Annotated in this window: 20 protein-coding genes and 1 tRNA gene; 9 read left to right on the top strand and 12 right to left on the bottom strand. The window is 61.7% G+C overall.

What is annotated here, in order from left to right; genetic code table 11:
- Positions 1 to 55 precede the first annotated feature (55 nt).
- On the top strand, positions 56 to 619 hold the full coding sequence (locus tag GJE22_RS03165; RefSeq protein WP_144687778.1) for a hypothetical protein: 564 nt from the start codon (positions 56 to 58) through the stop codon (positions 617 to 619).
- Here the strand turns inward: GJE22_RS03165 and GJE22_RS03160 are convergent.
- The 3 genes from GJE22_RS03160 to GJE22_RS03150 all read right to left on the bottom strand — a co-directional run bounded on the left by GJE22_RS03160 (position 616) and on the right by GJE22_RS03150 (position 4,055).
- Positions 616 to 2,070, bottom strand: a complete 1,455-nt coding sequence (locus GJE22_RS03160) for a hypothetical protein (protein WP_144687777.1) — start codon at positions 2,068 to 2,070, stop codon at positions 616 to 618. The genes GJE22_RS03165 and GJE22_RS03160 overlap by 4 nt on opposite strands.
- 289 nt (positions 2,071 to 2,359) lie before the next feature.
- Positions 2,360 to 3,637: a PBSX family phage terminase large subunit gene (locus GJE22_RS03155; RefSeq protein ID WP_144687776.1), complete on the bottom strand. Its 1,278-nt coding sequence runs from the start codon at positions 3,635 to 3,637 to the stop codon at positions 2,360 to 2,362.
- Positions 3,630 to 4,055 carry a transposase gene (locus GJE22_RS03150; RefSeq protein ID WP_144687775.1) on the bottom strand — a complete coding sequence of 142 codons (426 nt, stop codon included), beginning with the start codon at positions 4,053 to 4,055 and terminating at the stop codon, positions 3,630 to 3,632. The genes GJE22_RS03155 and GJE22_RS03150 overlap by 8 nt, the downstream gene beginning before the upstream one ends.
- Before the next feature lie 208 nt (positions 4,056 to 4,263).
- On the opposite strand from GJE22_RS03150, the gene GJE22_RS03145 reads away from it, so the two are divergent.
- The gene (locus GJE22_RS03145) at positions 4,264 to 5,160 is read left to right on the top strand and encodes a hypothetical protein (RefSeq protein ID WP_144687774.1); all 897 of its coding nucleotides are present in this window, start codon (positions 4,264 to 4,266) and stop codon (positions 5,158 to 5,160) included.
- 5 nt (positions 5,161 to 5,165) lie between these two features.
- Here GJE22_RS03145 and GJE22_RS03140 read toward each other — a convergent pair whose 3' ends face one another.
- The 4 genes from GJE22_RS03140 to GJE22_RS03125 all read right to left on the bottom strand — a co-directional run bounded on the left by GJE22_RS03140 (position 5,166) and on the right by GJE22_RS03125 (position 8,471).
- Positions 5,166 to 5,576, bottom strand: coding sequence for a hypothetical protein (locus tag GJE22_RS03140; RefSeq protein WP_144687773.1), 411 nt, complete (start codon positions 5,574 to 5,576; stop codon positions 5,166 to 5,168).
- Positions 5,577 to 5,753: 177 nt separating this feature from the next.
- The gene (locus GJE22_RS03135; protein ID WP_144687772.1) at positions 5,754 to 7,853 is read right to left on the bottom strand and encodes an AAA family ATPase; all 2,100 of its coding nucleotides are present in this window, start codon (positions 7,851 to 7,853) and stop codon (positions 5,754 to 5,756) included.
- A gap of 157 nt (positions 7,854 to 8,010) precedes the next feature.
- Entirely contained in the window at positions 8,011 to 8,259 is a 249-nt protein-coding gene (locus tag GJE22_RS03130; RefSeq protein ID WP_144687771.1) for a helix-turn-helix domain-containing protein, read from the bottom strand.
- Between the two features lie 2 nt (positions 8,260 to 8,261).
- Positions 8,262 to 8,471 (bottom strand): helix-turn-helix domain-containing protein, encoded by a 210-nt coding sequence (locus tag GJE22_RS03125; RefSeq protein WP_144687770.1) that lies wholly within the window; start codon positions 8,469 to 8,471, stop codon positions 8,262 to 8,264.
- Positions 8,472 to 8,593: 122 nt separating this feature from the next.
- Here GJE22_RS03125 and GJE22_RS03120 point away from each other — a divergent pair, with 122 nt between their 5' ends.
- Together GJE22_RS03120 and GJE22_RS03115 are read left to right on the top strand one after the other, a co-directional pair.
- A complete protein-coding gene (locus GJE22_RS03120; RefSeq protein WP_144687769.1) occupies positions 8,594 to 9,790 on the top strand; it encodes a hypothetical protein in 1,197 nt (398 codons plus the stop codon).
- 61 nt (positions 9,791 to 9,851) lie between these two features.
- The gene (locus tag GJE22_RS03115) at positions 9,852 to 11,162 is read left to right on the top strand and encodes a tyrosine-type recombinase/integrase (RefSeq protein ID WP_144687768.1); all 1,311 of its coding nucleotides are present in this window, start codon (positions 9,852 to 9,854) and stop codon (positions 11,160 to 11,162) included.
- 124 nt (positions 11,163 to 11,286) lie between these two features.
- On the opposite strand, the gene GJE22_RS03110 is transcribed toward GJE22_RS03115, so the two are convergent.
- The 5 genes from GJE22_RS03110 to arcA form a co-directional block, all read right to left on the bottom strand.
- Positions 11,287 to 11,363: transfer RNA gene (locus GJE22_RS03110), tRNA-Glu, on the bottom strand.
- A 156-nt stretch (positions 11,364 to 11,519) separates the two neighbouring features.
- The gene (locus GJE22_RS03105; protein WP_144687767.1) at positions 11,520 to 13,001 is read right to left on the bottom strand and encodes a DUF1846 domain-containing protein; all 1,482 of its coding nucleotides are present in this window, start codon (positions 12,999 to 13,001) and stop codon (positions 11,520 to 11,522) included.
- A 703-nt stretch (positions 13,002 to 13,704) separates the two neighbouring features.
- Positions 13,705 to 15,282, bottom strand: coding sequence for a YfcC family protein (locus GJE22_RS03100; protein ID WP_144687860.1), 1,578 nt, complete (start codon positions 15,280 to 15,282; stop codon positions 13,705 to 13,707).
- A 144-nt stretch (positions 15,283 to 15,426) separates the two neighbouring features.
- Positions 15,427 to 16,422 carry an ornithine carbamoyltransferase gene (argF, locus tag GJE22_RS03095; RefSeq protein WP_144687766.1) on the bottom strand — a complete coding sequence of 332 codons (996 nt, stop codon included), beginning with the start codon at positions 16,420 to 16,422 and terminating at the stop codon, positions 15,427 to 15,429.
- Positions 16,423 to 16,525: 103 nt separating this feature from the next.
- Positions 16,526 to 17,767: an arginine deiminase gene (gene arcA, locus GJE22_RS03090; protein ID WP_144687765.1), complete on the bottom strand. Its 1,242-nt coding sequence runs from the start codon at positions 17,765 to 17,767 to the stop codon at positions 16,526 to 16,528.
- Positions 17,768 to 18,385: 618 nt separating this feature from the next.
- Here arcA and ppk1 point away from each other — a divergent pair.
- From ppk1 to GJE22_RS03065, 5 genes are all read left to right on the top strand, one after another.
- Positions 18,386 to 21,247 carry a polyphosphate kinase 1 gene (ppk1, locus tag GJE22_RS03085; RefSeq protein ID WP_218957882.1) on the top strand — a complete coding sequence of 954 codons (2,862 nt, stop codon included), beginning with the start codon at positions 18,386 to 18,388 and terminating at the stop codon, positions 21,245 to 21,247.
- 765 nt (positions 21,248 to 22,012) lie between these two features.
- A complete protein-coding gene (rlmD, locus tag GJE22_RS03080; protein WP_144687764.1) occupies positions 22,013 to 23,326 on the top strand; it encodes a 23S rRNA (uracil(1939)-C(5))-methyltransferase RlmD in 1,314 nt (437 codons plus the stop codon).
- Positions 23,327 to 23,445: 119 nt separating this feature from the next.
- Positions 23,446 to 23,991, top strand: a complete 546-nt coding sequence (locus tag GJE22_RS03075) for a DJ-1 family glyoxalase III (protein WP_019128527.1) — start codon at positions 23,446 to 23,448, stop codon at positions 23,989 to 23,991.
- Positions 23,988 to 24,620, top strand: coding sequence for a Maf family protein (locus GJE22_RS03070; RefSeq protein WP_144687763.1), 633 nt, complete (start codon positions 23,988 to 23,990; stop codon positions 24,618 to 24,620). Before GJE22_RS03075 ends, GJE22_RS03070 begins: the two co-directional genes overlap by 4 nt.
- A 30-nt stretch (positions 24,621 to 24,650) precedes the next feature.
- Positions 24,651 to 25,667, top strand: a complete 1,017-nt coding sequence (locus GJE22_RS03065; RefSeq protein WP_144687762.1) for a P1 family peptidase — start codon at positions 24,651 to 24,653, stop codon at positions 25,665 to 25,667.
- The last annotated feature ends 28 nt before the right edge of the window (positions 25,668 to 25,695 follow it).

Here is a 25,695-nt window from a genome sequence, read left to right as displayed (position 1 = left end):
GCCCCAGCCGTTACAATTGCTCCTGCAATCGTCCACCGAAAGCGAGGCGAGCCCCATGGCCATGCCCACCACCATAGGCGGCCGTGCGGCCATCCAGTCGTCCCTCGTGCGGGCGTGGGGGCTCGAGGGCTACGCCCGCATACAGCGCACCGTGCGCGAGACCGACGTCAGCTCCGACGCCGACTTCCAGCGGTTCTACAACCGCTTCTACCGCGTGCGCAGGAACGCGGAGTGGCAGTCGAGCTACTACGCGATCATGGAGAGGGAGAAGGCCACCCCCTCCATGGCGTTCGAGGACGTGCTGCGCGAGATGAACGAGCTCACGGGCAATGTGGAGGCGTCCTTCACCAGCAAGATGATCGCCACGCTCCACCCCGACAGGCCGATATGGGACAGCCTGGTGCTCGCAAGGCTCGGCCTGAGGCTCAAGGGAACGACGGCGCAGGCCAAGCTCGAGAACGCCGTCGAGGTGTACGGGAAGATCGTCTCCTGGTACGAGACCTACCTGGCTACGGAGGATGCCGAGAAGAACATACGGCTCTTCGACGAGCTCCTTCCCGACTACGCTTGGCTCACCCCCGTAAAGAAGGTCGACTTCCTCCTCTGGAGCGAACGCTAGGTATCCTCACCATTGGAAGCCTTGCCCCTCGCGAGCCCACGGGCACGCGCCTTGGCCGTCTTCTCGTCCTCGCCGTACCACTTCTGCCGATACTCCCAGGCGTTCATGGTGACGCCCACCTCGGCCATGTCCTGGCGCTTCTCGGCGCTCGTGTCCGTGATGATGCTGTCGTCGAACGTGACGCGCACCTCACCCTCGTCCGGGAGCTCGACCCCGAGCGAGCGCGAAGCCGCCATGACGGCCCTGCATATCCCAGCGATAGCGCCCTCCAGCGCATGCTCGTGCCTGCGGATGTTGCGCATCAGCGCCGAGTTGTCCGCCGAGACCTCCGTCGCGGTCTTCACGTACCCCGCGCCGTCGAAGTCGAAGTACCCCAGGCCGAAGCCCGTCAGGTCGCCGAGCATCTGCAGCGCGCACCTGAACGCCCTCACCTGAGCGTCAGTCCTCAGCGCCGGCGCAAACTCCTGAATCGTGTCCTCGGTGCTCATCACCTTCCTGAACACGGTACAGTCCTGCCGCCCGAACGGTATCGAGACCTTGCGCCCCCTGCCGTCCGTCTCCTGGTCGAACATCACGTCACTGAGGAACACCCGCATCTTGCCGTTGTCGATCTCCGAGATCATCGCGTCAAAGGCAAGGTCCACCGCCTGGATAGCGTCCACCGCGTCGGCGAACACGCTCTGCCCGTACGGGCTCATGTCCACGCGCGTGTTGTCCACGGCGGGCTTGACGATGGCGAAGGTGGGATAGGGCGAGCCCGTCTCGTACACGGGACACACACCCGCAGGCGCGACCTCGTTGCCGTGCTCGTCAAAGCACACCGTGACGATCCGATAACCGCCCCTCCCCACGCTCTCATTAGGCGAGAAGGACAAAGCGGCCGAGAAGTCCGTCCCAGCACCCTTGAGGTGAATCTGCAGCTGGTCGACCGCGCGCCCCCGCCAGAACGCCCGCGTGACGAACGCGCACTCCGTCACGCCCTCCTCGTCCCACGTGAGCGGTATCACCATGCGCGCGTCGTAGTGCCTAATGCGCACGCTCCCCGCATCCGCGTCCACCCAGAGCGCCCACGCGCCCGTCCCCATGCCAAACGCCCTCACCACGGTTGCCTGCGCCGCAGCCATGAAGCCGCTTTGGGCGAGAAACCCCTCGAGCCAGTCCGTGCACTCCTGCGTCCCGCACACCACCTGCGTCTTGTCGTTCAGCAGCAGCGACCCCCACTCCCGGCACACCCGCATCGCCGGATGAATCGAGCGCCTATGCACCTCGTACAGGCGTCCCACACCATCAGTGTCCTTGTAGTCGTAGAACGACCCGCACGCCTGCATCCACTCGTGCCACGAGCGAATATGCGGCTCCATCGCCTCCAAGGGCAGCACAAACCCGAGCGCCCGCAGGTACTCTCGCACGTGCCCCGGCACCCAGTACTCCTCCTCGTACGCCTGCCCCATCTACATCGCCCTCCATCGCTTACGCCCAACCGGCTCCCTGGCAACTCTTCCAGCCTTCGCCCCTTTTCATTCGCTTGGCGAGAAGAACGCGGCGCCTCCGCCACGCGTTGCCGCACACCTCTCCCATACGTCACAGGCTTTAGCTTTGGATGCCGAGAAACCCGCCCGCATATCCTCAGCTCCCCGCATCCGCCGCGCTCCTCACGGTTCAAGTGCAAAACGCACCGAGAAGAACGTCCGTCACCTTGCGTTTTCAGTTGGTAGCTGAATATGCCGAGAAACACGCCCGTCACCCCCTCAGCACGTCGTCCATCATTGCGTAGCGCACCGCGTCGATGGAATGGTCATCACCGTCGGGGATCTCGTCGATCCAGCGCCCGTCGCGGTCGCGCAGGAACTCCTTGCAGGTGAACTCCTCGAACGTCCGCGGACACCGCGCAGGGTCGATGACAATCTCTCGCAGGCCCGCCAGCCAGTCGTAGGAGAGCCTGCGCATCCGCGCCTTCCGCGCCGGGTGCACGCGTATGCCGAGCTCGCGCCGCCAGACCGCCATCTGCACCTTGGAGTCGGGCGTGTCATCGCACCACACCAGCTGGTCGTGGAAGTAGGGCTCCGCGCCCGGCTCGTCGGCGTAGGTGAGCGCGTCCACCACGATGCGGCCCGTGTCGGCGGGCATCGTCTTGTTGGCCGAGTGCTCCTCAAAGACGGTGAGCCTGCGCGCGCCCGGCTCCCAGCCGCAGCGCACGAAGCGCCACGGGTCGGGGAACCATCCCCAGTCGACGCCGTTTCGCACCCGCTCGAAGCCCCGCACACGCTCGTCGGTGAGCCTGGCCTCCACGATGTTGTCGAAGACCGCGCCGCCCGTCCCGGTCACCTCGCCGAGGTATTCCCAGCGCCATGCGCGCTCGTTCTCCTCGCGCAGGTACTCCGCCTCCTCGATGAAGGGCGCGCCGAGCCACCCTGGCCGCGTCTCCACCACGTCGAGGTACGAAGAGCGCCTAACGAGCGTGTCCGCCCGCCGCCTGCGCTCGATGCACTCCACGTTCACCCAGCTCCACATCGTCTTGGGCGGGTTGTAGCTGTAGAAGATCCAGAAGTCCTCGCCGCCGCGGCGGAGCGAGTTGAGAATGGAGCGAACCGCCTCGATGCCGTCGAACTGGTCGAGCTCCTCGAACCACGTCACGGCGCAGTAGCCGCGCGTGAACTTCACGCCCTTGAGCTTGAGCGGATCGTCGGCGCCCCGGAAGACGACGCGCTGCCCCGTGGGCAGGTAGACGATCTCCGTCGGCGAGAGCTTCGCTTTGAAGTACGCCGAGAGCCCCAGCGCCTCAACCGCCCAGAGCACCTGCTGGTACACAGAGTCGCGCAGCGTGTTGGAGAAGCGCCGCACCACGCACGCGTTCGCGTAGGGAAAAGCCACGACGAGAAGAACGATGCACAGGCTGATGAAGCTCGACTTTGTGGAGCCGCGCCCACCGTGCAGCCAGTAGTGCGTGTGCCCGTGTGCCATCACGTCACCGAGCACGTCGTGAAAGCGCGGGATGCAGAGGTCGGCGGCGCTAACCATCGGCTCCGCCGTCCTTGCCCTCCGGCTCGCCCTCGTCGACATCGGGCTTCGCCGCGCCCACGGCCACGCCGAGCACGATCTGCGGGGCCGCCTCGGCGCGCTCGCCCTTGTCGCGGGTTGCCTGTGCATACTCGTCGGGGTACTTGCGCTCCAGGAGCCACGCGGCCGCCGTCCACTGGCCGTTTTTCTTGGTAGCCGCCTCGCGGATGGTGGTGAGCAGCGTCCGCTTGTAGTCAGCTTCTGCCTTTTTTAGCGACTCGCCTAACGCGCGATGCAGCCTCCCGCTCGGCTTGGAGAGCCAGCGGTACAGTGTCGCCTCGTGGATGCCCACCGCCCGGCAGATGTCCTTGTTGGAGAGGCCATCGCCCTTGAGCGAGGCCATCTGCTGGATCAGTTCCTCGGTGAGCTTTGCCCTCATGCCGGGCGCCTCCCTCCATGACAGGTCCGCATTCTTACAGGCTCATTGTCCGGAGGTGTCACAAAACGCTGGTATTATGTGAGCATCAACCTTCAATCCAGCCATCGGAGGAGGTTGCATGGGCTCACGGGCAAATGCAGTGGTCATCGAGAGTGACAAGCGCCACGTCTACTACTCCCATGGGGCAGCGCAGTTCATGGACGCGCTAATGTTTTGGGGACCCAAGCACGCCCTACTCGAAGTCCGCGACTGGCGGGGAGGCTACGAGGATGACGGCGATCCCCAAAACGGATGGTGGCTCGATAACGCGTGGGCGGAGGGCGGCTGCTGCATCGACCTAGACAACCGGCATCTGGCCCTGTATGGCGGGGAGGACATCGAGTGCGATATCCTCTGGCTCGAGACGTACCTCAGGCTGCTCAAGTACACCTGGAAAGGGTGGACAATCGAGTGGTCATGGGGAGAACTCGGTCAGATTGCCTGTTGTGCCGGGGTTACGGGGGACAAGCTCGAGGAGATCGATTGCAAAATCACGAGTCGCCCGTCCGATATTGACTGGTACATCGACAAGTATCTCTTCGACATTCCAGACAAACGGTACTCGGGGTCGTCAACCCTTTCCGTTCTGTCAAAAGGCGAGATACGAGCCGCGTTCACGTGCGAGAGCGAACCGGAAGCAATGCTCACCGTCGAGGGCCGCATAGGAAGGCTTCTCGACCACCTGCAGCCTTCGCCCCTCGTCCGCGATGATGACGAGTTCCTCATGGGGTCTCTCCACCTCGACTTCGACAAGCGGGAGATATGGGTCTGGCGGACGTGGGACAACCACATCGATATCGACCTGCCGGCGTATTGGTCCGGTTGGAAGCTCTTCGACTGCAAGTATCACTACCGCAAGTTCTACTCCTCCGTGCCACGATTTATCGAGTTCGTCCCGCGCTCCGAAGACCTCTACATCCAGAAGATCAGGGACTGGGTCTGCAAAGATAAGGACTACTTCGCTCCCCACAGGCTTGCGCTGGAGGAGCGCGAGCGCCTCTTCGAAGAAGTCCGCGCTCAGTATCGCTCAGACAATCCAACTCCAAGAATCCTTCCGGAGCTATAGGTGCCTCACTCACGCTCACGCTTGCCCTTGAGCCCGTGCTTGCGCATGAGCCGCGAGTTCTGCTGCCGCAGTCGCGCATACTCCCGGCGCGCCGCCTCAATCTCCGGGCCTTCCTCGCACCCTTCCGCCTCGCGGCGCAGGATCTCGTTGAACGCCCTCTCCTCGGCAACGTGCGCTTCCTCCGTGCAGCGTGGACACATCCCGCTCTGGCGGTTCAGTCGCACCCCAACGGCACCGCACTGCGGGCACACCTCTAGTACCCTCAGACTCGCGTGGATTCGCGACGCCTGCATTTCGATGGCTCGGACGGTCCTCTCCACGCCGTAGCGCCTACGAATTTCCTCGCGCACCACCGCAGCGCCCCGGTGCCCCAGCTCACGGATCACGTCGTTCTGTCCGGTCGTCCACGCGCTCATTGGGCCGACCCCGCAAAGCCCATCAGAACCTGTGAAAGCGAGGCGCGGGAATCAACGCCATAGAAAAGGTTGTCAAGCAACCTTTCTATAGGTGTTGATTGCCTAGCTTTCCCGCACCGACTGCCTGTCAATTGACGAGCTTGACAATCTCTGAGCTTTCCCTGACAGGCTTTCGAGTCACTCATCGGCTCCACCCACCTCCAGCAAATCGGTGCCAAGCGGCGGCTGCCAAGCCGTCCACACTATGTGGTTGCGCTTCTGACCCTTGCCGTCCATCTGCATCTTCACAAGCTGATACTCATCAAAGTCGATGAGGTAATCCTTGATGGTGTTTGGTGAGAGCGCCGTAACATTCTGCACCGTCGAGAAGGGCACGGGTTCACCGCCGTTCTTGTCGAGAAGATCTTTGATTCTCTTGCGCGCCTTCTCCTTGCGCTTCTCCTTCTGCGCGGTCTTCTTGCTCGCCTCGGCGCGCCGAGCGGCCTCGCGCGTGGGTGCCTTGTCGAACTTGCCGTTGTCATCCCGAAGGAACATGCCGTCGATGCGCACAGCGTTGAAGTCGAGGTTCTTATTGGCCTTCGACTTTTTGAAGCTGCGCAGGTCGGTCGACACACGCACCACAACGGCGCCATCGGGCAGGTCTGCCACGTCCTCCTCGCTCGGGGCGAGCTCGGTGAGCGACCACATCGCGCTGTAGTTGCGCCCCAGGGTGCCCGCCCCACTCACGCGGTCGCGAGCCTCCTTGAGGTCCTGCGGCCCCTTGCTGAAGTGATGCATGTAGATGACGCCCGCGCCGGTCTTGCTTGCAATCATCTTGAGGTATCCGAGCGTTGTCCTCGCGTCAGCGTTGCTGTTCTCGTCACCCGCGAACAACGGGTAGATTGGGTCAATGATGACAACGTCAGGACGATAACCGCTTCCGCAGACTACCTCAGCGATGTCCTTGACCGTCATCTCCGGGCTATCGTCCGTGTGGGCAATTCGCACATGCGAAGCAACATCAGCAGCAATCCCAGAGGCGAGAGATGCCTCGACGATGCGGTTCACATACTCCGCCTGGTTCATCTCAGAGTTCACCACGAGAATCCTCCCGCACTGCGTGAACTCGAACCCGAGAAGACCCGTGCCCGTCGCAAAGGCAACGACCATTTGCGCGGCAAGGAATGTCTTACCGACCTTGGGCGCCGCGCCGACAAGCATGATGCCCTGCTTCCGAAAGGTGTTCTCGATCAGCACGGGCGGAAGCTCCTGCAACTCGGACGGCATGGGAATAAACAAGTTCTCGAAGCGCGCGGCGACGTCCTTCGACTCTTCGGCGTCCTGGTCACCAGCATGAGGACGATGCGCCTCCGCCCAGCTGTGGAAGTCCCGCGCACCCATGTCCGTGCCGAGAAGCGACTGTCGTTCCGTCCCTCGGCTCGCCCCCGCCAGCCTCGTGAGGCGGCTCGCGTCTTTGTTGGCGGCGTCAACCTTGAGCCCAGCGGCGTCGCAGAGCTCGTGCAGCAGCCGCACGCGATCCTCATAGTGGTTGGGCCCGTCCGCCTCCACGCGCACCAAGGCGTGAACGGACTTCCCGCCGCTTTTGGTCAGCGCCGTGATGGGCAGGTCGAGCTCGCTCATGATGCGAATCTGCTCGTCGACGGGAATCTCGTCGCTCTCTATGAGGGCGTGTCGCCACGCCGTTGTCCTTCCCTTGCCGCGCCCCGCCCCGTTGGTGGGGTTCTGGCAGACCCATATCCCCGCCTCAGGCTCGTATCCGTCGAGCACGCCTCCAAAGCCTTCGCTCTGCAGGCGCGCAATGAGGTCGTCCCGCTCATAGCACGTGCCGCCATCCGCGGGCTCCCACTTGCAACGCTTCTCCGACCAATTCGCCCGCACGGAGAGATTCACGTACTCGCCCGGCTCGAAGAGCGCCACGAGCTGTGCCACGGCCTGCTGCACCGGAGAGAGGTCCATGGCGGAGGGTTGGGCGGCCGAAGGAGCCTGGATAACAGAGCTGTCGGAGGCATCCTCCACCCAGCCTGCACGCTTTGCGTGCCAGAAGAGCGTCCCCGCGGTGATGCGCCCGTTCTCGCTCACATGCTCGAAGAGCCGGCGCGCCTGTGCCTCATCGTAGTTGTCTGGGTCGGAGGATGACCATCGAAGAAAGGTGTCGACGTCCCCGCCAGCCGCCTTATAGCTGATGCCAATGTTCTTCCATGTCTCGTAGTCTCGCGGCGGCACCATGGAGAGAAGCGCGCTGTCGGCACGCTCTTTGGAGACAACGCGTCCGCTCATGCCCCATCGCCGCCCGGGAGCCTGTGACGTGCCCTCACAATGGAGACGCAGCAAATGGTAAGCTGTGCCCGCAGCCCCTTAGGGGTTGCACTCCAAGCGTCCGCCGTGCGCTGTCCTCGCCAAAAGACCAGCACGGCGGGCGCATTATTCCGGAGACTCATGCGTCACCGCCCATCACATACTCAATGAATCGCGGCTTCGGTACGAACCACTGCCTACCGCCCACCTGCACGGCGGGGATCTTGTGCTCTCTACAGAGCTTCCGCACGTACTCAACCGTGAACCCGGTCAGTTCCGAAATATGCGCGGGGGTCAACAGGTCGGGATATGCCGAGAAGAGCTCAACAGATGCTCCTAGAGCCGCTCCATCCGAACCGGACTGGCAAATTGGATGGTTACGCCCCATGGCTACGACGCCACCTTCTGGAGACGCTCCTTCGCCTCGAGTCGCTCGAACGCAGCGAGCATCTTCTTGACCTGCCCGGGATACGGAACGAGATGACCGTTCTCAATCTGAGAGATCGTGGATACATGCAGCCCCGACTCCCGCCCAAAGGCAGACTTCGACAGGCCGAGCCTCTCCCTCCGCTGGGTAATTTCGAATCGCGAGAGTTCCATGAGGTACCTCCGTTCTTTGGCGTTGACGCGCCCTGTTGGTGTTGGTACCATCGTAGCCATCAGAGTTTACTGTTCTTTTTGGTTTACGGTAGATTTACGATATTTTGAGAGTGACGGTTACTATGAGATTGGTTGCCCTGAACGAAGAGCGCGCGGTATATCTCCCGGAAGGGGAAGATCGCGAGGTCGAACCTCGAGCCGCCCTGAACAAGCTGCTCACCGTCCGCTCTTGGAAGGCGATGCTCGACTTCTTGAAGAGCGAGGCCTGCTGCTCGCTCTTTGCAAAGCGTGAGGACGATCCCCTTAAGAACGGCCTCTGGAAACCCGAAGAGCTTCAAATCGACCTGTCCGGCTCCCTCAAGTCGCGGATTGATTCTGACAGCGAGATCGACTATCTCGACGAGCTAACCGAGAAGGACTTGCTTTCGGTGAGCAAAGACGAGCTTCATGAAGTTTGGATTCCCGAACTGTTGTTTTTTCGCGACAGCTATGTCCGCTACCTCACTATCGCTGCTTACGCTTTAGGAGCTACGCCTCCTGACGGATTGTTCAAGTTCCCCGAGATCACAGAGGCGCTCGACCAGGAATACGTCAGAGACTTTCTCAGCGATGTTTCGAAGTATGCCGCTGTTGCCCTTGACGATGAGTCAACTCACAAGATAGCGGGCACTTATTTTGACAGCATCGCGGAAGACACTATTTTTGAGAATTTTGGCAACTATCCCGACGGCATCAACAAAGACGGCTATTTGCTCACAACATACGAGGAGTGGCCCGAGAATCCGGTTGATTCGCTTGATAGCACCTACTACTTCCTCATCGTTTATGAACGAGAGAGGTACTCGAAAGAAGAGGCAATCCGACTGCTGTGCGGAGAGCTAATTACTGTTGATTTGGGCACGCCGATGTATCTAAACCCGATGGACTTCTACCACTACTACACCGACGAACCGGATTTCGAAATCAACTCCCTATTCTCGCTGAATCAGGGCTTTTTCCGTCCTAAAGATGACGGCGGCTTCACTCGCTGGCAAACCGCTCTCTATGACACCGTCGAGGACGCCATATACGATGGCCGAGTGTCTCTCTGCCCCGTTTGCGGCACTCCAATCATTACTCGCTCGACATCGAGCCGCGCTGAGTTCTGCTGCGAATCCCACAAGACGGCGGCTAGCAAACGCCGACGTCAGACCGCACATATCCTGTACGCCTCCGGCACCCCTCTCGAAGACGCAGTCGCACAAATCGGAGAGGACTACCGCACCTCCATCGAGCGCTGGTACGCGGAGGCCCAAAGAATTGCCCACCCCGCCCCATAGGGGCGTGATGGAATAGCAAAAGACCTGCTCACGACGCTCGCCAACCAAGGAGGTGAATGTAATGGCAAAAGGAGACGGAAGCATTACGGAGGTAAAGAAGCCTGACGGAACCAGCTACGCCCCCAAGCACTGGAAGGTTCGCATCGACCTCGGCACTAACCCCATCACCGGCAAGCGCGACGTGGTCTCGAGAAACATCAAGGGCACCAAGTCCGATGCCTGCAAGCTGCGCGACCAGCTCAAGGCAGATCTCGAGTGCGGACTCTCTGCCAACGCCGACAAGATGACCTTCGCCGAGTTCGCGGAGCAGTGGCAGCAGGCACGAGAGACTGCGGCAGAGATCAGCAAGACACGCCTGCGCCGGGAGCGCACCATCGTCGAGGACATGTGCTCCTACATCGGCGGCATCAAGCTCCGCGACATCACCGCCCAGACCATCGAAGGGCTCTACATGAAGATGCGCTGGGACAAGACGGAGGAGAAGGGCAAGTGCAGCGGCACCACCATGAACATGATCCACAAGCTGCTCAAGCAGATTCTCTCGCGGGCCGTGGACTACGACCTCATCCTTCGCAACCCCGCCGAGAAGGTCAAGGCACCGCGATGTGACACGCCGGACCGCCGCTCCCTCACCACTGCCGAGGCAAGGCAGCTGCTCGCAACCATCGACGAGGCGGAGGGCGAGGCCTATGCGTCACGTGACGCCATCGAGGAGCGACAGGAGCGGCGCGGCGACACCTCGGAGCGAAGCTACCTGCGAGGCCTGTCCAGCATCGGCAACGTCATGGCCGCACGCATCGGCCTCGCAACCGGAATGCGGCGCGGCGAGGTGCTGGGGCTCACATGGGGCCACATCAGCTTTGCACGGGGAACCATTCGCGTCACCCAGTCGGTCACGACCTACGGTGAGGTGAAGGAGCCGAAGACCGAAGCGGGCAAGCGCGTCATCGCAGTGGACGAGAAGACCATCGAGCACCTGAAGCGCTGGAAGCAGTTCCAGCGAGAAGAGCTCTCCATCCTGTCGCTTGACCAGACGAGGGACACCCCCGTCTGCTGCAACGACAAGGGCGGGGTCATCGCCCCGACAAACTTCTCGCGCTGGTGGCGTTCCTTCACGAAGGACCACGGCTTCGAAGGGCTGAAGTTCCATGAGCTCAGGCACACCCAGGCAACGCAGCTCGTTGCCAGCGGCATGGACATGAAGACCGTCCAGCACCGGCTTGGCCACGCCTCAGCAACCCTGACGATGAACCTCTACGCCCACGCGCTACCCGAGAACGACGCCCAGGCGGCTCAGCTCATCGGCAGCCTGTTCTCCGAAACGCCGAGCGAGCAGGCAAGGCAGGAAGGAGCTCTCAGGGTCGCGGTCTAAGGCGATTGCGCCCCGGATTGTGTCCCAGTCCCCGTTGTGTCCAGATTGTGTCCCACGAAGGAGGAGCGATGAGGCTTCAAAAGAAAAAAGGCCAGAGGACGCATCCCCTGACCTGCGGTCTTGTTGGTAGCCCGTACCAGATTCGAACTGGTGATCTCCGCCTTGAGAGGGCGGCGTCCTAAACCGCTAGACGAACGGGCCATTGTGGCTCGCGGGGCGTGCTGCCCTCGCGCAGGTAGACATATTACGGGAACCCCTGTGCCCGCGCAAGCCCCAATGCCAGGAAACTCAAAAGTTGTGGGCATCTCGTGAAATGAGTGCGATACCTGCGGGAACGAAGGGGCAGATCGCAAGGCTCTACCGATGGTAGAACGTGTGGCGCTCGTACTTGGGCTCGCAGCACACATTGATGCCGAGCTTCTTGAGCAGCGCCTCATCCGTCGAGGAGATGATGACCGAGAAGAACGCATCGCAGCCCCTGAGCTTCGGCAGACCCGCGAGCACACGAGCTGCCACCTCGCTCGTTGCCGAGGTGATCGAAAGCGCGATGAGCGTCTCATCGGGGTGCAGACGGGGGTTCCTGCTTCCGAGCTGCGCGGTCTTGAGCCGGCTGATGGGCTCGATGGCCTCGTCTGCGATGACCTCAAGCTCCATGTCGACGCCGGTCACGCTCTTGAGCGCGTTCATGAGAAGCGAGCTTGCAGCACCGAGACGCTCCGAGGTCTTACCGGTCACGACCGTCCCGTCGGGTAGCACTATAGCACCCACCGGAGCGCCCGTGGTCTCTTCCTTGAGCAGCGCAGCCGATCGCGCAGGCGAGTAATCCTTGGTGACCCCCGCCTTCTTCATAATGACCTTGAGCTTATCCACCTGCTCCTGGCCCATACCGGTGCGCTTAACGCTCACCGCGGCCGAGAAGTAACGGCGCACGATCTCCATGCGCGCCGCCTCGCGGCATGCCTCGTCGTCCTCGATGGCGAACCCCACCATGTTCACGCCCATATCCGTGGGGCTCTGATAGGGGCTCTTCCCCAAAATCTTCTCCATGAGGGCCTTGACCACGGGGAACGCCTCAACATCGCGGTTGTAGTTCACCGTCGTCTCGCCGTAGGCGTCCAAATGGAAGGAGTCGATGATGTTCGAATCGTCGAGGTCCACGGTGGCCGCCTCGTAGGCGATGTTCACGGGATGGTTAAGCGGAAGGTTCCACACGGGGAAGGTCTCGAACTTCGCATAGCCCACCGAAACGCCACGGCTATGCTCGTGGTACACCTGGGAAAGGCAGGTTGCAAGCTTGCCCGACCCGGGGCCCGGCGCCGTTACCACGACAAGCGGGCGCGTTGTCTCGACGAACTCGTTCTTGCCGTACCCCTCCTCAGAAACGATGAGGTCGATGTCGTGGGGATATCCCTCGATGGGATAGTGCAGCTTGCAGGTGATGCCAAGCATCTCAAGACGGCGGCGGAACACGTCGGCAGCGGGCTGCGCCGCATATTGCGTGAGCACGACCGCCGCAACGGGAAGACCGTTGCTGCGGAAGATGTCGGCCAGGCGCAAGACGTCCTCATCGTAAGTGATGCCAAGGTCTCCGCGCGCCTTATTCTTCTCGATATCGTTCGCATTGATGGCGATGATGACCTCAACGTCCTGCGAGATGCTCTTGAGCATGCGAAACTTCGCGGAGGGCTCGAAGCCGGGAAGAACGCGCGAGGCGTGGTAGTCGTCAAAGAGCTTGCCGCCGAATTCGAGGTAGAGCTTGCCGCCGAACTGTTCGATCCGCTTCTTGATCTGCCCTGCCTGCAACTCAATGTACTTCTCGTTATCGAATCCTTGGCGCATGCATCGCTCCCATCGCTCGTTTGTAACCTCGACAGCATACCAGAGCCCGTCTGTACACCCACCCCCGGCTTCCCGCACCCCATTCCCCGCACACAATAGGGCGCGCAGGGACGAAACCCGCTACAGAGGGCACAAATCGCAGAGGACTTTTCAACTTTTGGGCACTCAAACAGCGATGCGCCAAGTAGACAATGCAAAGCACGCACCAAAACCGCAGGCAGACGGCGAGCAAGAAACGATCGTACTTGAGGTCCCGGGCTTAAAGTGCCCAAAAGTTGAAAATGCCTTCGCTCGTGCGAGCGCGAAGCCCGATTCCGCGAAGCGGCGAGCACCACAGGCCTGGCAACGCCTCGCCCCAGACACCCATGCGCTCACCCCTATCGGGGCCTGGGGCGCGTAGGCGCCGGCGCGCTGCCGCCCTCCAGCTGAGCGAGTTCCGCACGAGCCGGAGGCACCGGTGGTACCTCCATGCGAGTCAGGGTTACTCGAGCTCAGCCGGAAGACGGCAGCGCGCCGGACCGGGAACATACAAAGTCGCCCCCTTCCGCGCACGGTACGGAAGGGGGCAGAAAGGTAGGGTCTTACCGGGCATTCGCCCATGCGCATGTCCGGCTCGACGATACGCTTACCCGCTGCGAACCACAGGAGACAAGCGGCGCGCAGGGTTCACGTCGACTAGCGGTGAGAGAGGAGTGTAGAGCCGCTAGAGGACCATAATCGCCACGGTGCAGATGACCGCGGACACCACAGAGAGCACCACAACGATCTTCAGCGCAAACTTGAGCCAGGTGGTCCACTCGATTCGGGCGAGCGCAAGGCCACCCATGATGGCGCCGGAGGTCGGGGTGAAGAGGTTCACCACGCCGATGGCAGAGCTGAAGATCATCACCATGACCTCAGGCGAGAAGCCGAGCTGAGCGGCCAGCGGGCCCATGATGGGCATGGACACCGTCGCCATACCGGAGGTCGAGGGGATGAGGAAGCTGAGGCCGAAGTAGAGGATCCATGCGAGCGGCGCGAAGAGGATGCCGGACACGCCGGAGAGCGCATTTGCCGCCTGCGTGAGCACGTAGGTATCCAGGCCCGTCGCTGCCATGAGGACGGAGATGCCGCGCGCAAGCGCGATGATCAGCACGACGCTCATCATATCGGCGGCACCGGCGATGAAGGTGTTCACGATCTCCTTCTCGGAGAGGCCGCCCACGATGCCGATGACGATAGCCATGATGAAGAACCACGTGGAGGCCTCATCGAAGTACCACTGGCCGATCGGGAGGCCGGTAACGATGGCAGACCAACCCTGCGAAGTCTGGACCTCGGACTCAGAGACGCCCTCAACGGTGCCGTCCATGGTGGTCACGGAACCGTTCGACTCGTCATAGGCAGCGGCGAGGTCGTCGCTCGTAATCTCAGTCTCAACGGTCTCATAGGCAGACCCGGCATCGAAGAAGCCGGCAACGTCGGCGTTGAGGTCGCCGATGGGGATGAAGCCCAAGATCATGATGACGAAGGTGAAGGCAAAGATCACGAGAACGCCCTTCTGGCGACCGGTGAGCTTGACGTCCTTGTTCACCTCGGCCGCAGCAGCACCGTGCGCCTCTTCGGCGTTCTGGAGCTCCTGCATGGAGAGGATGGTCGAGCCCTTGTCGGCCTTGACCTTCTTGGCATAGCTCATCACGAAGAAGATGGAGATCGCAGTCGTGGCGATCCAGAGGATCGCGCCGAGGCCGATGATGATGGCCTGATTGACCTCAATGCCCACGCCGCGCAGAGAGTCCACCGCGGCGCCGACGGCGAACGGGTTCACCGTGGAGCCAAGGCAGCCGCAGCCAGCGCCCAGAAGGACCGTCGCGGCGCCCACGAGCGGGTCGAAGCCGGCGGCCATCATGGTGGCGGCAAGCAGCGCGTAGAACGGGACGGTCTCCTCGCACATACCATAGGTGGTACCGCCGAGCGAGAAGATGAACATGAGAACGGGGATGATGGCGAGCTCGTTGCCCTTGAGCTTCTTAACGAGCACAGCGATGCCGTTATCGAGGGCACCGGTCTTGGTCATCATACCGAGGAAGCCGCCCAGGATCATCACGAAGAGGCAGACCGGAAGAGCATCGGTGAAGCCCTTGACGGGAGCGGTGAAGAAGTCGCTCAGCTTGGCCGCCGTTACCTGGTCGGGGGCAAATCCCGCGACGATAACGGTGATGACCGCCACGATGGCGAGCAGGAGAAGAAGAATGGTGAAGGACGATAGCATACCGCGCTTTTTCTTGGTAGCTTCAGCCATAATCATTCCCCTCCTTTCTGTAATTTGGAGAAGATGGTCGAAAAAGCGCCATGGCTGCCGTGCCGTGCTATCCAGTCATGACGCGGAGAGGACGTGCCCGGGCGCGGGGCACAGGTGCGCCCGGGCACGTCCGAACAGCCAAGACTACTTGAGCGTCGCGTACATCACGGCCTTGATGGTGTGCATGCGGTTCTCGGCCTCGTCGAAGACCTTGGACTGCGGGCCCTCGAAGACCTCGTCGGTGACCTCCATCTCGGTGACGCCGAACTTCTTGGCGATATCGGCACCGATGGTGGTGTTGGTGTCGTGGAAGCTCGGGAGGCAGTGCAGGAAGATCGCCGAAGGATCAGCGAGGTCCATGAGCTCCTGGGTAACACGATAGGCCTCGAGCTGCTTGATACGCTCGGTCCAGACCTCGTCGGGCTCACCCATGGAGACCCACACGTCGGTGTAGATGACGTGGGCACCGGTGCAGGCAGCCTTGGGATCCTCGGTGAGGGTGATGGTGCAGCCGTTGGCCTTGGCGATCGGCTCGCATGCCTCGACGACGTCGGAGGCGGGCATGCACTCCTTCGGGCCGCAGGCCACGAAGTTCATGCCGAGCTTGGCGCACACGACCATGAGGGAGCGGGCCACGTTGTTCTTGGCGTCGCCCATGAAGACGAGGGTCTTGCCCTTGATGTCGTAGTTGAAGTTCTCCTGAACGGTCAGGATGTCGGCGAGCATCTGGGTGGGATGCCAGAGGTCGGTGAGGCCGTTCCACACCGGCACGCCGGACTTGGCGGCGAGCTCCTCGACGTCCTCCTGGGCGAAGCCACGGAACTCGATGCCGTCGTACATGCGGCCGAGCACGCGGGCGGTGTCCTCGATGGACTCCTTCTTGCCCATCTGCGAGCTGCCCGGATCGAGGTAGGTCACGCCCATGCCGAGGTCCATGGCGCCGACCTCGAAGGCGCAGCGGGTGCGCGTGGAGGTCTTCTGGAACAGCAGGACGATGTTCTTGCCCTCGAGGTAGCGGTGCGGGGTGCCCGTGCGCTTGAGATCCTTGAAGTTACGGGAGAGCTTGAGCAGGTACTCGATCTCCTCGGTGGAGAAATCGAGCAGACGCAGGAAGCTGCGGCCGGAGAGGTTGACACCCATGGTTAGTCCTTTCGAATAGAAATCCGTGCATTGTGGGCACCACGTGCCCTGGATAGTAAGTATGACGGCGCCCCGGGCGCGGGGCGCCGTCAATATCCAACTGTTACAGGTCCTCGCGCCAGAACGGCATGCTCATGCAGCGCGGGCCGCCACGGCCACGGGAGAGCTCGGCCGAAGGCACGACGAGCAGCTCCATGCCCTCCTTGTAGAGGACGTCGTTAGTGACGTTGTTGCGCTGGTACACGCAGATCTTGCCAGGGGCGACGGCGAGGGTGTTGGAGCCGTCGTTCCACTGCTCGCGGGCAGCCGCGATCGGGTCGCCGCCACCGCAGGGGATGAGCTTCACGGCGTCGATGCCGAGCGCCGAAGCGAGCACGTGCTCGAGCGTATCGGTGGTCTCGGTGATGTCGACCTCGCCGGGGTTCTTGCCCGGGGTGAGCTTGTACACCTTGAGGGTGCCCATGATGGCGGGATGGATGGTGAACTTGTCGACATCGATCTGCGTGAACACGGTGTCGAGGTGCATGAAGGCACGGGACACGGGGATGTCGAACGCGAGGATCGTGTCGATCTTGGAGTCGGAGTTCCAGAACATGTTCTGCGCCATGACGTCGATGGCCGCAGCCTGGGTGCGCTGGGAGATGCCGACCGCGATGGTGTGCTCGTTGATGTTGAGCACGTCGCCACCCTCGGTGTGGAAGGAGGCATCGCGACGGAAGTACAGCGAGACATCCTTGTAATCGGGGTGATACTTGAAGATGTACTTGCCGTACAGGGTCTCGCGGTTACGGGTGACCGAGTACATACGGTTCAGGTTCACGCCGGTGCCCACCACGGCGAACGGGTCGCGCGTGAAGTAGAGGTTGGGCATCGGGTCGACGATGAGGTCGGACTCGCTCTCGGTGTTCACCAGGGAGTCGAGGGTCACCGAGCTCGTGTGCGGCATCTCGACCTCGGCCTTGGTGATACCGGCCATGGTCTTCTTGACGTACTCGAAATTGTCGGTGATGGAATCGAGGAGCTCGCTCACAGCCTGCGGGGCCATCTTGCCCTTGATTCCGGCCTCCTCGAGCCACTGCTTCTGGAACTCAGCGCGCGCCTCGGGTACCGCGTCGAAGGCCTCAGCGACGAGCTTCTCGAGGTACAGCACCTCGACGCCCTGCTCGCGTAGGATCTCGGCGAAGCGATCATGCTCCTGCTGCGCGACCTCGAGGAACGGAACATCGTCGAAGAGCAGGCGCTCGAGCTCATCGGGCGGCAGATTGAGCAGCTCGTCGCCCGGGCGATGCAGGCAGACTTTCTTCAACTGCCCGATCTCGCTTGTTACATGCAAGCCTTTCGTCATGTCCTCCTACCTTTCTTTCTCGGCTGCCGGGTTATTCGCCCGCGCAGCCAGCCAAGCACCCGGGTGCCCGGGTGCTGTATGCACACAGCTATAGTTATATCCAATATTTCGACGTATGCCGAAAGCATCCGCCAACGGTATCAAATTAGAGGGGAACGGTATATCTCGTAATAATTGCTATGAAGCTCACTTTGCTTGAATAAAGTGATTACGTGGGCAAATATTGACGCTATTTTTTCTTTCGTACATATCAAATGGATATTTTTGCTATTAATTTGCATATTGTTACTTCAGCCATAACGCACGAGCCATAGCTTCAGCAGGGAGTTATCTTTCGTTTCATATTCATTCGTAAGTTGCTTTTATTCACATATTGCGGATTTTGGACCGTTTACGGCCCGATTGGCACCGCTCGCCCACGGAACAGGTGCCGTTCACCGGTTTTTGCGTGCCGCGAACGGCAGGGCTCCGTTGCCCCCGGCACGCTGCCCCAAGACGTAAGCAGTTCATAAAGCTTTCGAAACGTCACTGCAATCATCTGCTAACACGTATAAAGTTAGCTGCATGCATATATACTGCGCGCGCGGGGCGCGCTCATACCTAGATAACGGAGCAACCATGGCATCTTCTAAGGACGCAAAGGCCACCAAGGACGCTAAGCCGAAAGTCCCCAAGAGGGATAAAAGCGCGAGGAAGCGCCGCAAGAGCGCCGAGGTTATCGACAAATCGTCGCGCTATGACTTCTCGTACACGCAAAACCGCGAGATCAGCTGGCTGCGCTTTGACGACCGCGTGCTCGAGGAGGCCTACGACGAGACGGTTCCTCTTTTCGAGCGCCTCAACTTCGCCGCGATCTTCCAATCGAACCTCGACGAGTTCTTCATGATCCGCGTGGGCGGCCTCTCCGACCTCGCTACGCTTAAGCGCCAGCCAGTCGACAACAAGAGCAACCTCACCCCCTCCGAGCAAATCGAGCTCATCTTCTCGAGCTTGCCGCCACTCATCAAACGGCAGAACGACATCGTCGAAAAGATCGAAAGCGAGCTGCAGAACCACGGCGTCTACCGCATCGGGGTGGACGAGCTCACCGGAGACGAGCGCACGTTCGTGGAGGGGTACTTCCAATCGTACGTGTCGCCGGTCATCTCGCCGTTCGTGATCGATCCGCGGCACCCCTTCCCCAACCTGCGAAACGGCGCGCTGTATATCGTCTGCGCCCTCGAAAGCGAGGAAGAGGAGAACCTCATCGGCCTCATCGAGGTCCCCGCCTCGATGAACCGCGTGGTAGCGATGCCCTCCGAGACGGACACGTTCCGCTTCATCCTACTCGAGGATGTCATCCTCGCCTGCCTTCCGAGCTGCTTCGGCGCGTATGCACCGGCCGGCCGAGCCGTGGTGCGCGTGACGCGCAACGCCGATATCGACCCCGATGGTGAGGGCGTCGAGGAAGACGAGGACTATCGCCAGCACATGAAGAAGATCCTGAAGAAGCGCCTGCGCCTCCAGCCGGTTGCCCTCCAGGTCCAAGGGTCGCTCGAGGCGGCCACGCTCAAGAGCATCCGCAAATCGCTCGGACTCCCGGCGCGCTCCGTGCTCTCTTACGCCACGCCGCTCGACCTTGGCTATATCTACAGCGTCGAGAGCCATCTGCCCAACCACCGAGCGGATCTGCTCTTCCCGCCCTTCAAGCCGCAGACGAGCTCGATGTTCGACATGTCTCGCCCCATGCGCGAGCAGGTCATCGAAGGCGACAAGCTCCTGTTCTACCCGTACGAATCGATGAGCCCGCTGCTCGACCTCATGCATCAGGCAGCCTTCGACGACTCGTGCATTTCCATCAAGATCACCCTCTACCGCGTTGCGAAGCAGAGCCGCCTGTGCGAATCGCTCATCGATGCCGCCGAGAACGGCAAAGAGGTCACGGTGCTCATGGAGCTCCGCGCCCGTTTCGACGAGCAGAACAACATCGAGTGGGCAGAGCGCCTGGAAGAGGCCGGGTGCACCGTCATCTACGGTTCCGAGGGCTTCAAGTGCCACTCCAAGATCTGCCAGATCACCTATCGCGAAGGTATGGCGCTCACGCGCATCACGCTTCTGGGCACGGGCAACTTCAACGAGAAGACCGCGCGGCTGTACTCCGACTTCATGCTCATGACCGCCCACCCCGGCATCGGCGAGGATGCGAACGCGTTCTTCCGCAACCTGGCGCTTGGCAACCTTTCCGGCGACTATCGCTACCTGGGCGTAGCGCCGGCAGGCCTGAAACCGCTCATCATGAACGGGCTGAACCGTGAAATCGACCGCGCCCGCGCAGGCGAGCCTGCACGCGTCTTCTTCAAGATGAACTCGCTCACCGACCGTGAGGTCATCGACAAGATCGCCGAGGCCTCGCAAGCGGGCGTCGAGGTGGAGATGATTATTCGCGGCATCTCGTGTTTGCTGCCGGGCATCGCGGGAAAGACCGAAAACGTGCACATCCGCTCCATCGTCGGGCGCTTCCTGGAGCATGCCCGCGTGTACTCCTTCGGCGTTGACAACGATATCGTGTACCTTTCTTCCGCCGATATGATGACGCGCAACACCGAGCACCGCGTGGAGATTGCCTACCCCGTGCTCGACGCCACCTGCCGCGAGATGGTACAGAGCTATATGCACGCTCAGCTGGAAGACAACGTGAAGGCGCGCGAGCTCTCGAATACGGGTACCTGGGAGAAGATTGAGCGCGGCGATGATGCCATGCCCTTCAACTCGCAGGAATACCTGCTTAAGCATGCCTATGCGCGAGCAGCCGCAGCAGCGGAGCAGAAGCACAAGGAAGAAAAGCAGGCGGAGCCTCAGGTAGCCGAGAGCCAGGAAGACTACGAGGCAGCGAAGGCGGTGCTTGCTGCGGCAGCGCGCGCGGTGGCGCAACAGAAGCGAGAGGCAGCAGCCGTGGCAGCTGCCGACGCTCGCGTCGCGCCGTCCGACGGCGCTGGCACCGGTGCTGGTGCCGAAGCCGCCGGCATCGACGGCACTCAAGCAGCAGCGGCGCCTACCACGGTGCCCGCATCTATCGCGGAGGTGGACGGCGCGCGCATCGACCCCGCGATAGACCACGTAGCCGAACGCTCCTCTGCTGCAGAGCAAGCTGCGCAGGAAGCCGAAGCAGTTTCCGAACGTGAGGCGACGTCGCAATCGGCGGGCGCTGCGTCCGAACCGCCCGCAGCAGCAACCGGGCCATCTTCCGGCGCCGAGCCGAAGACAGCCCCCGTTGCACCGCACGCAACCACCCAAGAGGCGCAAGCGACCAGCGTGAAAGCAACGGTTATAGACCCCGAAGACGAGCATGGTGAGCAGGCAAAAGCCTCCAGCTCGGCTCGTTTTGCCGCCACCACTACGCTTGCCAAGCGCAAGCCCGGCCGCTTCCGCGCAGGCCTCGCCCTTATTGGCATCGGCCTCAAAACGCTTTTCGTAGGCACGCCCGAAGAGCGCGGCAAGTAGGCGTACAGAGCCGAGCACTATCGGAAGCGACCCGGCGCCCATGCCGAGAGCCAAACCGATAGTGGTGCTTTCGAGCGCAATCGGAAACGCTGGAAGACATGACCTAATCGTCGAACGCCGACGAACGCGTTTGCCGCATACACCAACCCGAGCGCCCGCCGTACCGTCCCCCCTTATCTTCACGGGGCTTGCGGCGGGCGCTCGCATAAGCGAAGCATTGGCTCAGGCGGAACACACTGGAATGAATGCTGGGCCTCCCAGTTTTTGAGCGCCCAACACCCGCGTGCGATACGTGGTGTCCTTGCCGTTCCAAATGATCGACCGCAAGGCCATCCGATGAGCCGCAAAACTATTCTCTTATTTAATGCCCACACACTTCTATTTAATGCCCTCCCACCTTTTCGATTTCTAGCCAAAAATGCGCTAAGTCGGTCTTTGCTCCTGCAATCACAAGGGTGCCTTTCGCCCACCGCCCTGATAAAGGGGTTGGAAGCAAACCGTCTACCAGGGCGATGAGGATTTCGCACCACCGTTTCCCACATAAAAAGACCGACTTAGTGCATTTTTTGATACTAATTCGCCAATAGTGGGTGCATTAAATTTTATTGCCATGGCAACCGCGCTGCGTTAGCACCACCGGTACCTGCACCCGCATTCGCAACATGTGGATGAAGGCCTGCGATTCGAGAGGAGCTGCGCGCACTGGCAGCCCTAACCGCTGCTTTCGGCTACACTTTTGACGAACACTACGACCGAAGGGGTTTCATGAGGCTCACCATTGAACGCATGGGTTACGGTGCCGATGGCATCGCGCATACCGACGAAGGCAAGACGGTCTTCGTTGCTGGCGGCGTCGTAGGCGACGTGGTAGATGCCGAGCTAACTTCAGACGGTCCATCGTTCTCGCGAGCCCGAGCCACCAACATCATCGAACCATCCGGGATGCGCGTCACGCCCCCCTGCCCCTTCGTGGGTGTTTGCGGTGGCTGCCCTTGGGGAGCGCTCGACCGAGAGACCCAGTTGCACGCTAAAGAAGAAAACCTACGCTCGGCGCTCCAGCGCATAGGCCATTTCACCCCCGAAGAAATCAACGACCTCGTGCAGCCGATTCGCTACACGAAGGATGCATGGGGCTATCGCAACAAGGTCGAGCTCGGCGTGCACAGCGAAAACGGTCGCCTTCGACTTGGAATGCATGGCATCGACCCCGATCAGATCATCAAGGTTGATCGATGCCCCCTATTCGAGAGCACTGCGTCCAAGGCAATCAAGGCGGTCACGGGCGCCCTCTCCTATCTCGGCAACTCGCGCGACCTCAACCTTGAGCGCGTGGGCATTCGAGCGAGCCGGCGCACCAAAGCGCTCGAAGTTGCGCTCTGGACCCCGACGGGCGGGTTCCCGCGCGCCCACGTGGCGCGCGTGCTCGATGACGCCGTCAAACCCACGAGCGTCGTCCGCGTACTCACCAAGGGAGACCGCGCGGCGCGGCGCGTAGAGAAAAACGAGCTTCTCGCCGGCCAGGGGTCTTGGACAGAGCGAATCGGCGAGGAAACCATGCGCATCTCGGCGCCCTCGTTTTTCCAGGTCAATACTGCTGCAGCCGAGCTTCTCATCGAGCTTGTCGTCGACGCCCTCAAACCCGGGCCCGATGACGTTGCGCTCGATCTGTATTGCGGTGCGGGAACGTTCACGCTGCCGCTCGCACGCCGGTGCAGCTGGGTCGCAGCGGTTGAATCATACGGCCCCGCCGTTCGGGACCTGCGCCGCAACATCGAGCGCGCTGGACTCGACAACGTCGACGCGATCGGAGGCGACGCGGTGCGCGAATTCCCCGGCGACGATGCCGACGTGCTCGTGGTCGACCCCCCGCGCGCCGGTCTTGCGGCCGAAGCCATCGAGCTCATCGCTGGCACCTCCGCGCGCGACGTCGCATACGTATCCTGCGATCCGGCGACGCTGGCGCGCGACCTCGCCCATTTCCGCGAAGACGGAACGTTCAAGGCGACGGCGATCACGCCGGTAGACCTTTTCCCGCAAACGTATCACTGTGAGACTGTCGTACATCTTTCGCGAGCCTAGCACTGCGTCCATACGGATGGCTCATCGCCGCATCTCGTGTCTTGCGCCCGTGCAGTTCGGGTATAACTCGTCTGAAATCTGCGAAGATCGCAGGACGCATACGTATGAAGGGAGCCCCTATGAGCGCAGTCGCCGTGCTCGTTGCCGATGGATTTGAAACAATCGAATGTCTCACGATGGTTGATGTGCTTCGGCGAGGCGGCGTGCGCGTCTCCCTCGTGTCCACCATGTCGACTCGCGATGCCGTGAGCTCGCAGCAGATCGAAATCACCTGCGACTGCACCCTCGAAGAGGTCGACTTCGACGACTATGACTACATCGTGCTTCCCGGCGGCCTGCCCGGCGCGACCAACCTGCGCCGTGACGAGCGCGTATGCAACCTCGTGCGCGAGTTTGCCACGAAAAAGCATGTCGCCGCAATCTGCGCCGCCCCCTCCATTCTCGGCGAGCTCGGGCTTCTGGTCGGACGCCGTGCCACCTGCTTCCCCGGTTTCGATAAAAGTTTCCCCGCAGGCACGTTTGCGGGCGAGAAGACCGTCATCGTAGACGGCAACATCATCACCGCGTCCGGCATGGGCCAGGCGTTGCCGTTCGCACTCGCCGTGCTCGGCGATATCGCCGGTGAGCGAGCCGTAGAGAAGGTGCGCGAGGGCATCCAGCTATGATCCTCGCCTCGCAATCTCCGCGCCGCATCGAGCTCATGCGGGAAGCCGGCTATACCTGCACGGTTAAACCTGCAGACATCGACGAGACGCCGCATCCCGGAGAGCACCCCCTTGCCCTCGTGGAGCGCCTTGCCCGCTCGAAGGCGCAGGCCGTAGCCAGCGAGATGGCTGCCCCCGGCGAGCTCGTAATCGCCGCCGACACCATCGTTACCATCGATGGCGAGATCTTGGGTAAGCCACGCGACACCGAAGATGCCAAGCGGATGCTCCACTTGCTTTCGGGGCGCACTCACCAGGTAGCAACGGGCGTCTGCATTGCCACGGGCGAGCTCCGAAAGACCGAACCTTCGGCCTCCGGTCCGCAGGACGCACACGAAGGCACGCCGCCTGCAGGAATAATCGATTCGTTCGTCGCCGTCACCGACGTCTCGTTCTACCCGCTCTCCGAAGCTCACATCGAGGCGTATGTGGCAAGCGGCGAACCCATGGACAAGGCCGGAGCTTATGGAATCCAGGGCGCCGGGGGGCGGATGCTCGTTCGAGGTATTCGAGGCGATTACTACAACGTCGTCGGACTTCCCATCGCCGAGTTGGCCAGGCATCTTGGCCCTCGCATCACGCTTCCATAACGAGCGCGCTCACACCGCGAAAGGACGAATATGATGGCATCTGAGCACTACCGTCCCATTCCCATCAGCAGCATCGAAGGGTTCCGCATCGGCCACTTTACGAATCGGGACGCCGCCACGGGATGCACCGTCATCGTTGCAGAACAAGGTGCCACGGGAGGCGTCGACGTGCGCGGCGGAGCACCAGCTTCACGCGAAACAGACCTGCTCCGTCCCGAGAACACGGTCGATGTCGTACATGCCGTCTGCCTATCCGGCGGCTCGGCCTTCGGCCTCGAGGCTGCATCGGGCGTGGCGCGCGAACTCGAGGCTCGCGGTATCGGGCTCGATGTCGGCCCGACGCGCGTGCCCATCGTGTGCTCGAGCTGCATCTTCGACCTCGCATTCGGCGAAGCGAGCGTCCGTCCCGGCGTTCAGGAGGGCATCAGCGCGACCCGTGCAGCCCTCGACGGTGACAGCACCTGTGTTCTCGAGGGCACGGTGGGAGCCGGAACCGGAGCCACGGTGGGCAAGCTCCGCGGACCGAGCATGCTTATGAAGGGCGGCCTCGGCGCACGCGCTATAGAACTCGGCCTGCTTCGCGTTGGCGCCGTCGCCGTCGTCAATCCCTGCGGTAACGTTATTGATCCGCGCACCGGTTCCTTCATCGCGGGCATGCGTAGCGCACCGGACAGCCTCGAGATCGTCAGCATGGAAGAAGCCATGCTCGCCGACTCAGACGGCCTCTCCATGCCGCTCGACCGCACCAACACCACCATCTCGTGCATCATCACCAACGCCCGGCTCACCAAGGCCCAGGCAACCAAAGTCGCGCAGATGGCTGCCGACGCCTACGCGCACACGATCCGTCCTACGCACACCTCGAATGACGGCGACACCATCTACGTCCTCGCCTCCGGGGAGCTCGGGTGCATCGATATTCCCATCGACCTCATGGGCCTCGCCGCCACCCGAGCGCTCGAAGAGGCCATCTGCGCCGGATGCATGACCGCTGACGGAATTCATGGCGCCCCTTCGTATAAAGATGTAGCCAAATCCATATCATAATGAATATAGAGGCAACCTTTTAGCACGT

The sequence above is a fragment of the Enorma shizhengliae genome, from assembly GCF_009676995.1.
Classification (GTDB): Bacteria; Actinomycetota; Coriobacteriia; order Coriobacteriales; family Coriobacteriaceae; genus Enorma; species Enorma massiliensis.
The sequence above is the reverse complement of the archived record's forward strand: the minus strand, read 5'-3'. Positions and strand labels throughout refer to the sequence as shown.

Excerpts from the sequence above, each read along its gene's own strand:
- GJE22_RS03165 (WP_144687778.1), top strand. The coding sequence starts at position 56 with ATGGCCATGCCCACCACCATAGGCGGCCGTGCGGCCATCCAGTCGTCC.
- GJE22_RS03160 (WP_144687777.1), bottom strand. The coding sequence starts at position 2,070 with ATGGGGCAGGCGTACGAGGAGGAGTACTGGGTGCCGGGGCACGTGCGA.
- GJE22_RS03155 (WP_144687776.1), bottom strand. The coding sequence starts at position 3,637 with ATGGTTAGCGCCGCCGACCTCTGCATCCCGCGCTTTCACGACGTGCTC.
- GJE22_RS03150 (WP_144687775.1), bottom strand. The coding sequence starts at position 4,055 with ATGAGGGCAAAGCTCACCGAGGAACTGATCCAGCAGATGGCCTCGCTC.
- GJE22_RS03145 (WP_144687774.1), top strand. The coding sequence starts at position 4,264 with ATGTTTTGGGGACCCAAGCACGCCCTACTCGAAGTCCGCGACTGGCGG.
- GJE22_RS03140 (WP_144687773.1), bottom strand. The coding sequence starts at position 5,576 with ATGAGCGCGTGGACGACCGGACAGAACGACGTGATCCGTGAGCTGGGG.
- GJE22_RS03135 (WP_144687772.1), bottom strand. The coding sequence starts at position 7,853 with ATGAGCGGACGCGTTGTCTCCAAAGAGCGTGCCGACAGCGCGCTTCTC.
- GJE22_RS03130 (WP_144687771.1), bottom strand. The coding sequence starts at position 8,259 with ATGGGGCGTAACCATCCAATTTGCCAGTCCGGTTCGGATGGAGCGGCT.
- GJE22_RS03125 (WP_144687770.1), bottom strand. The coding sequence starts at position 8,471 with ATGGAACTCTCGCGATTCGAAATTACCCAGCGGAGGGAGAGGCTCGGC.
- GJE22_RS03120 (WP_144687769.1), top strand. The coding sequence starts at position 8,594 with ATGAGATTGGTTGCCCTGAACGAAGAGCGCGCGGTATATCTCCCGGAA.
- GJE22_RS03115 (WP_144687768.1), top strand. The coding sequence starts at position 9,852 with ATGGCAAAAGGAGACGGAAGCATTACGGAGGTAAAGAAGCCTGACGGA.
- GJE22_RS03105 (WP_144687767.1), bottom strand. The coding sequence starts at position 13,001 with ATGCGCCAAGGATTCGATAACGAGAAGTACATTGAGTTGCAGGCAGGG.
- GJE22_RS03100 (WP_144687860.1), bottom strand. The coding sequence starts at position 15,282 with ATGGCTGAAGCTACCAAGAAAAAGCGCGGTATGCTATCGTCCTTCACC.
- argF (WP_144687766.1), bottom strand. The coding sequence starts at position 16,422 with ATGGGTGTCAACCTCTCCGGCCGCAGCTTCCTGCGTCTGCTCGATTTC.
- arcA (WP_144687765.1), bottom strand. The coding sequence starts at position 17,767 with ATGACGAAAGGCTTGCATGTAACAAGCGAGATCGGGCAGTTGAAGAAA.
- ppk1 (WP_218957882.1), top strand. The coding sequence starts at position 18,386 with ATGGCATCTTCTAAGGACGCAAAGGCCACCAAGGACGCTAAGCCGAAA.
- rlmD (WP_144687764.1), top strand. The coding sequence starts at position 22,013 with ATGAGGCTCACCATTGAACGCATGGGTTACGGTGCCGATGGCATCGCG.
- GJE22_RS03075 (WP_019128527.1), top strand. The coding sequence starts at position 23,446 with ATGAGCGCAGTCGCCGTGCTCGTTGCCGATGGATTTGAAACAATCGAA.
- GJE22_RS03070 (WP_144687763.1), top strand. The coding sequence starts at position 23,988 with ATGATCCTCGCCTCGCAATCTCCGCGCCGCATCGAGCTCATGCGGGAA.
- GJE22_RS03065 (WP_144687762.1), top strand. The coding sequence starts at position 24,651 with ATGATGGCATCTGAGCACTACCGTCCCATTCCCATCAGCAGCATCGAA.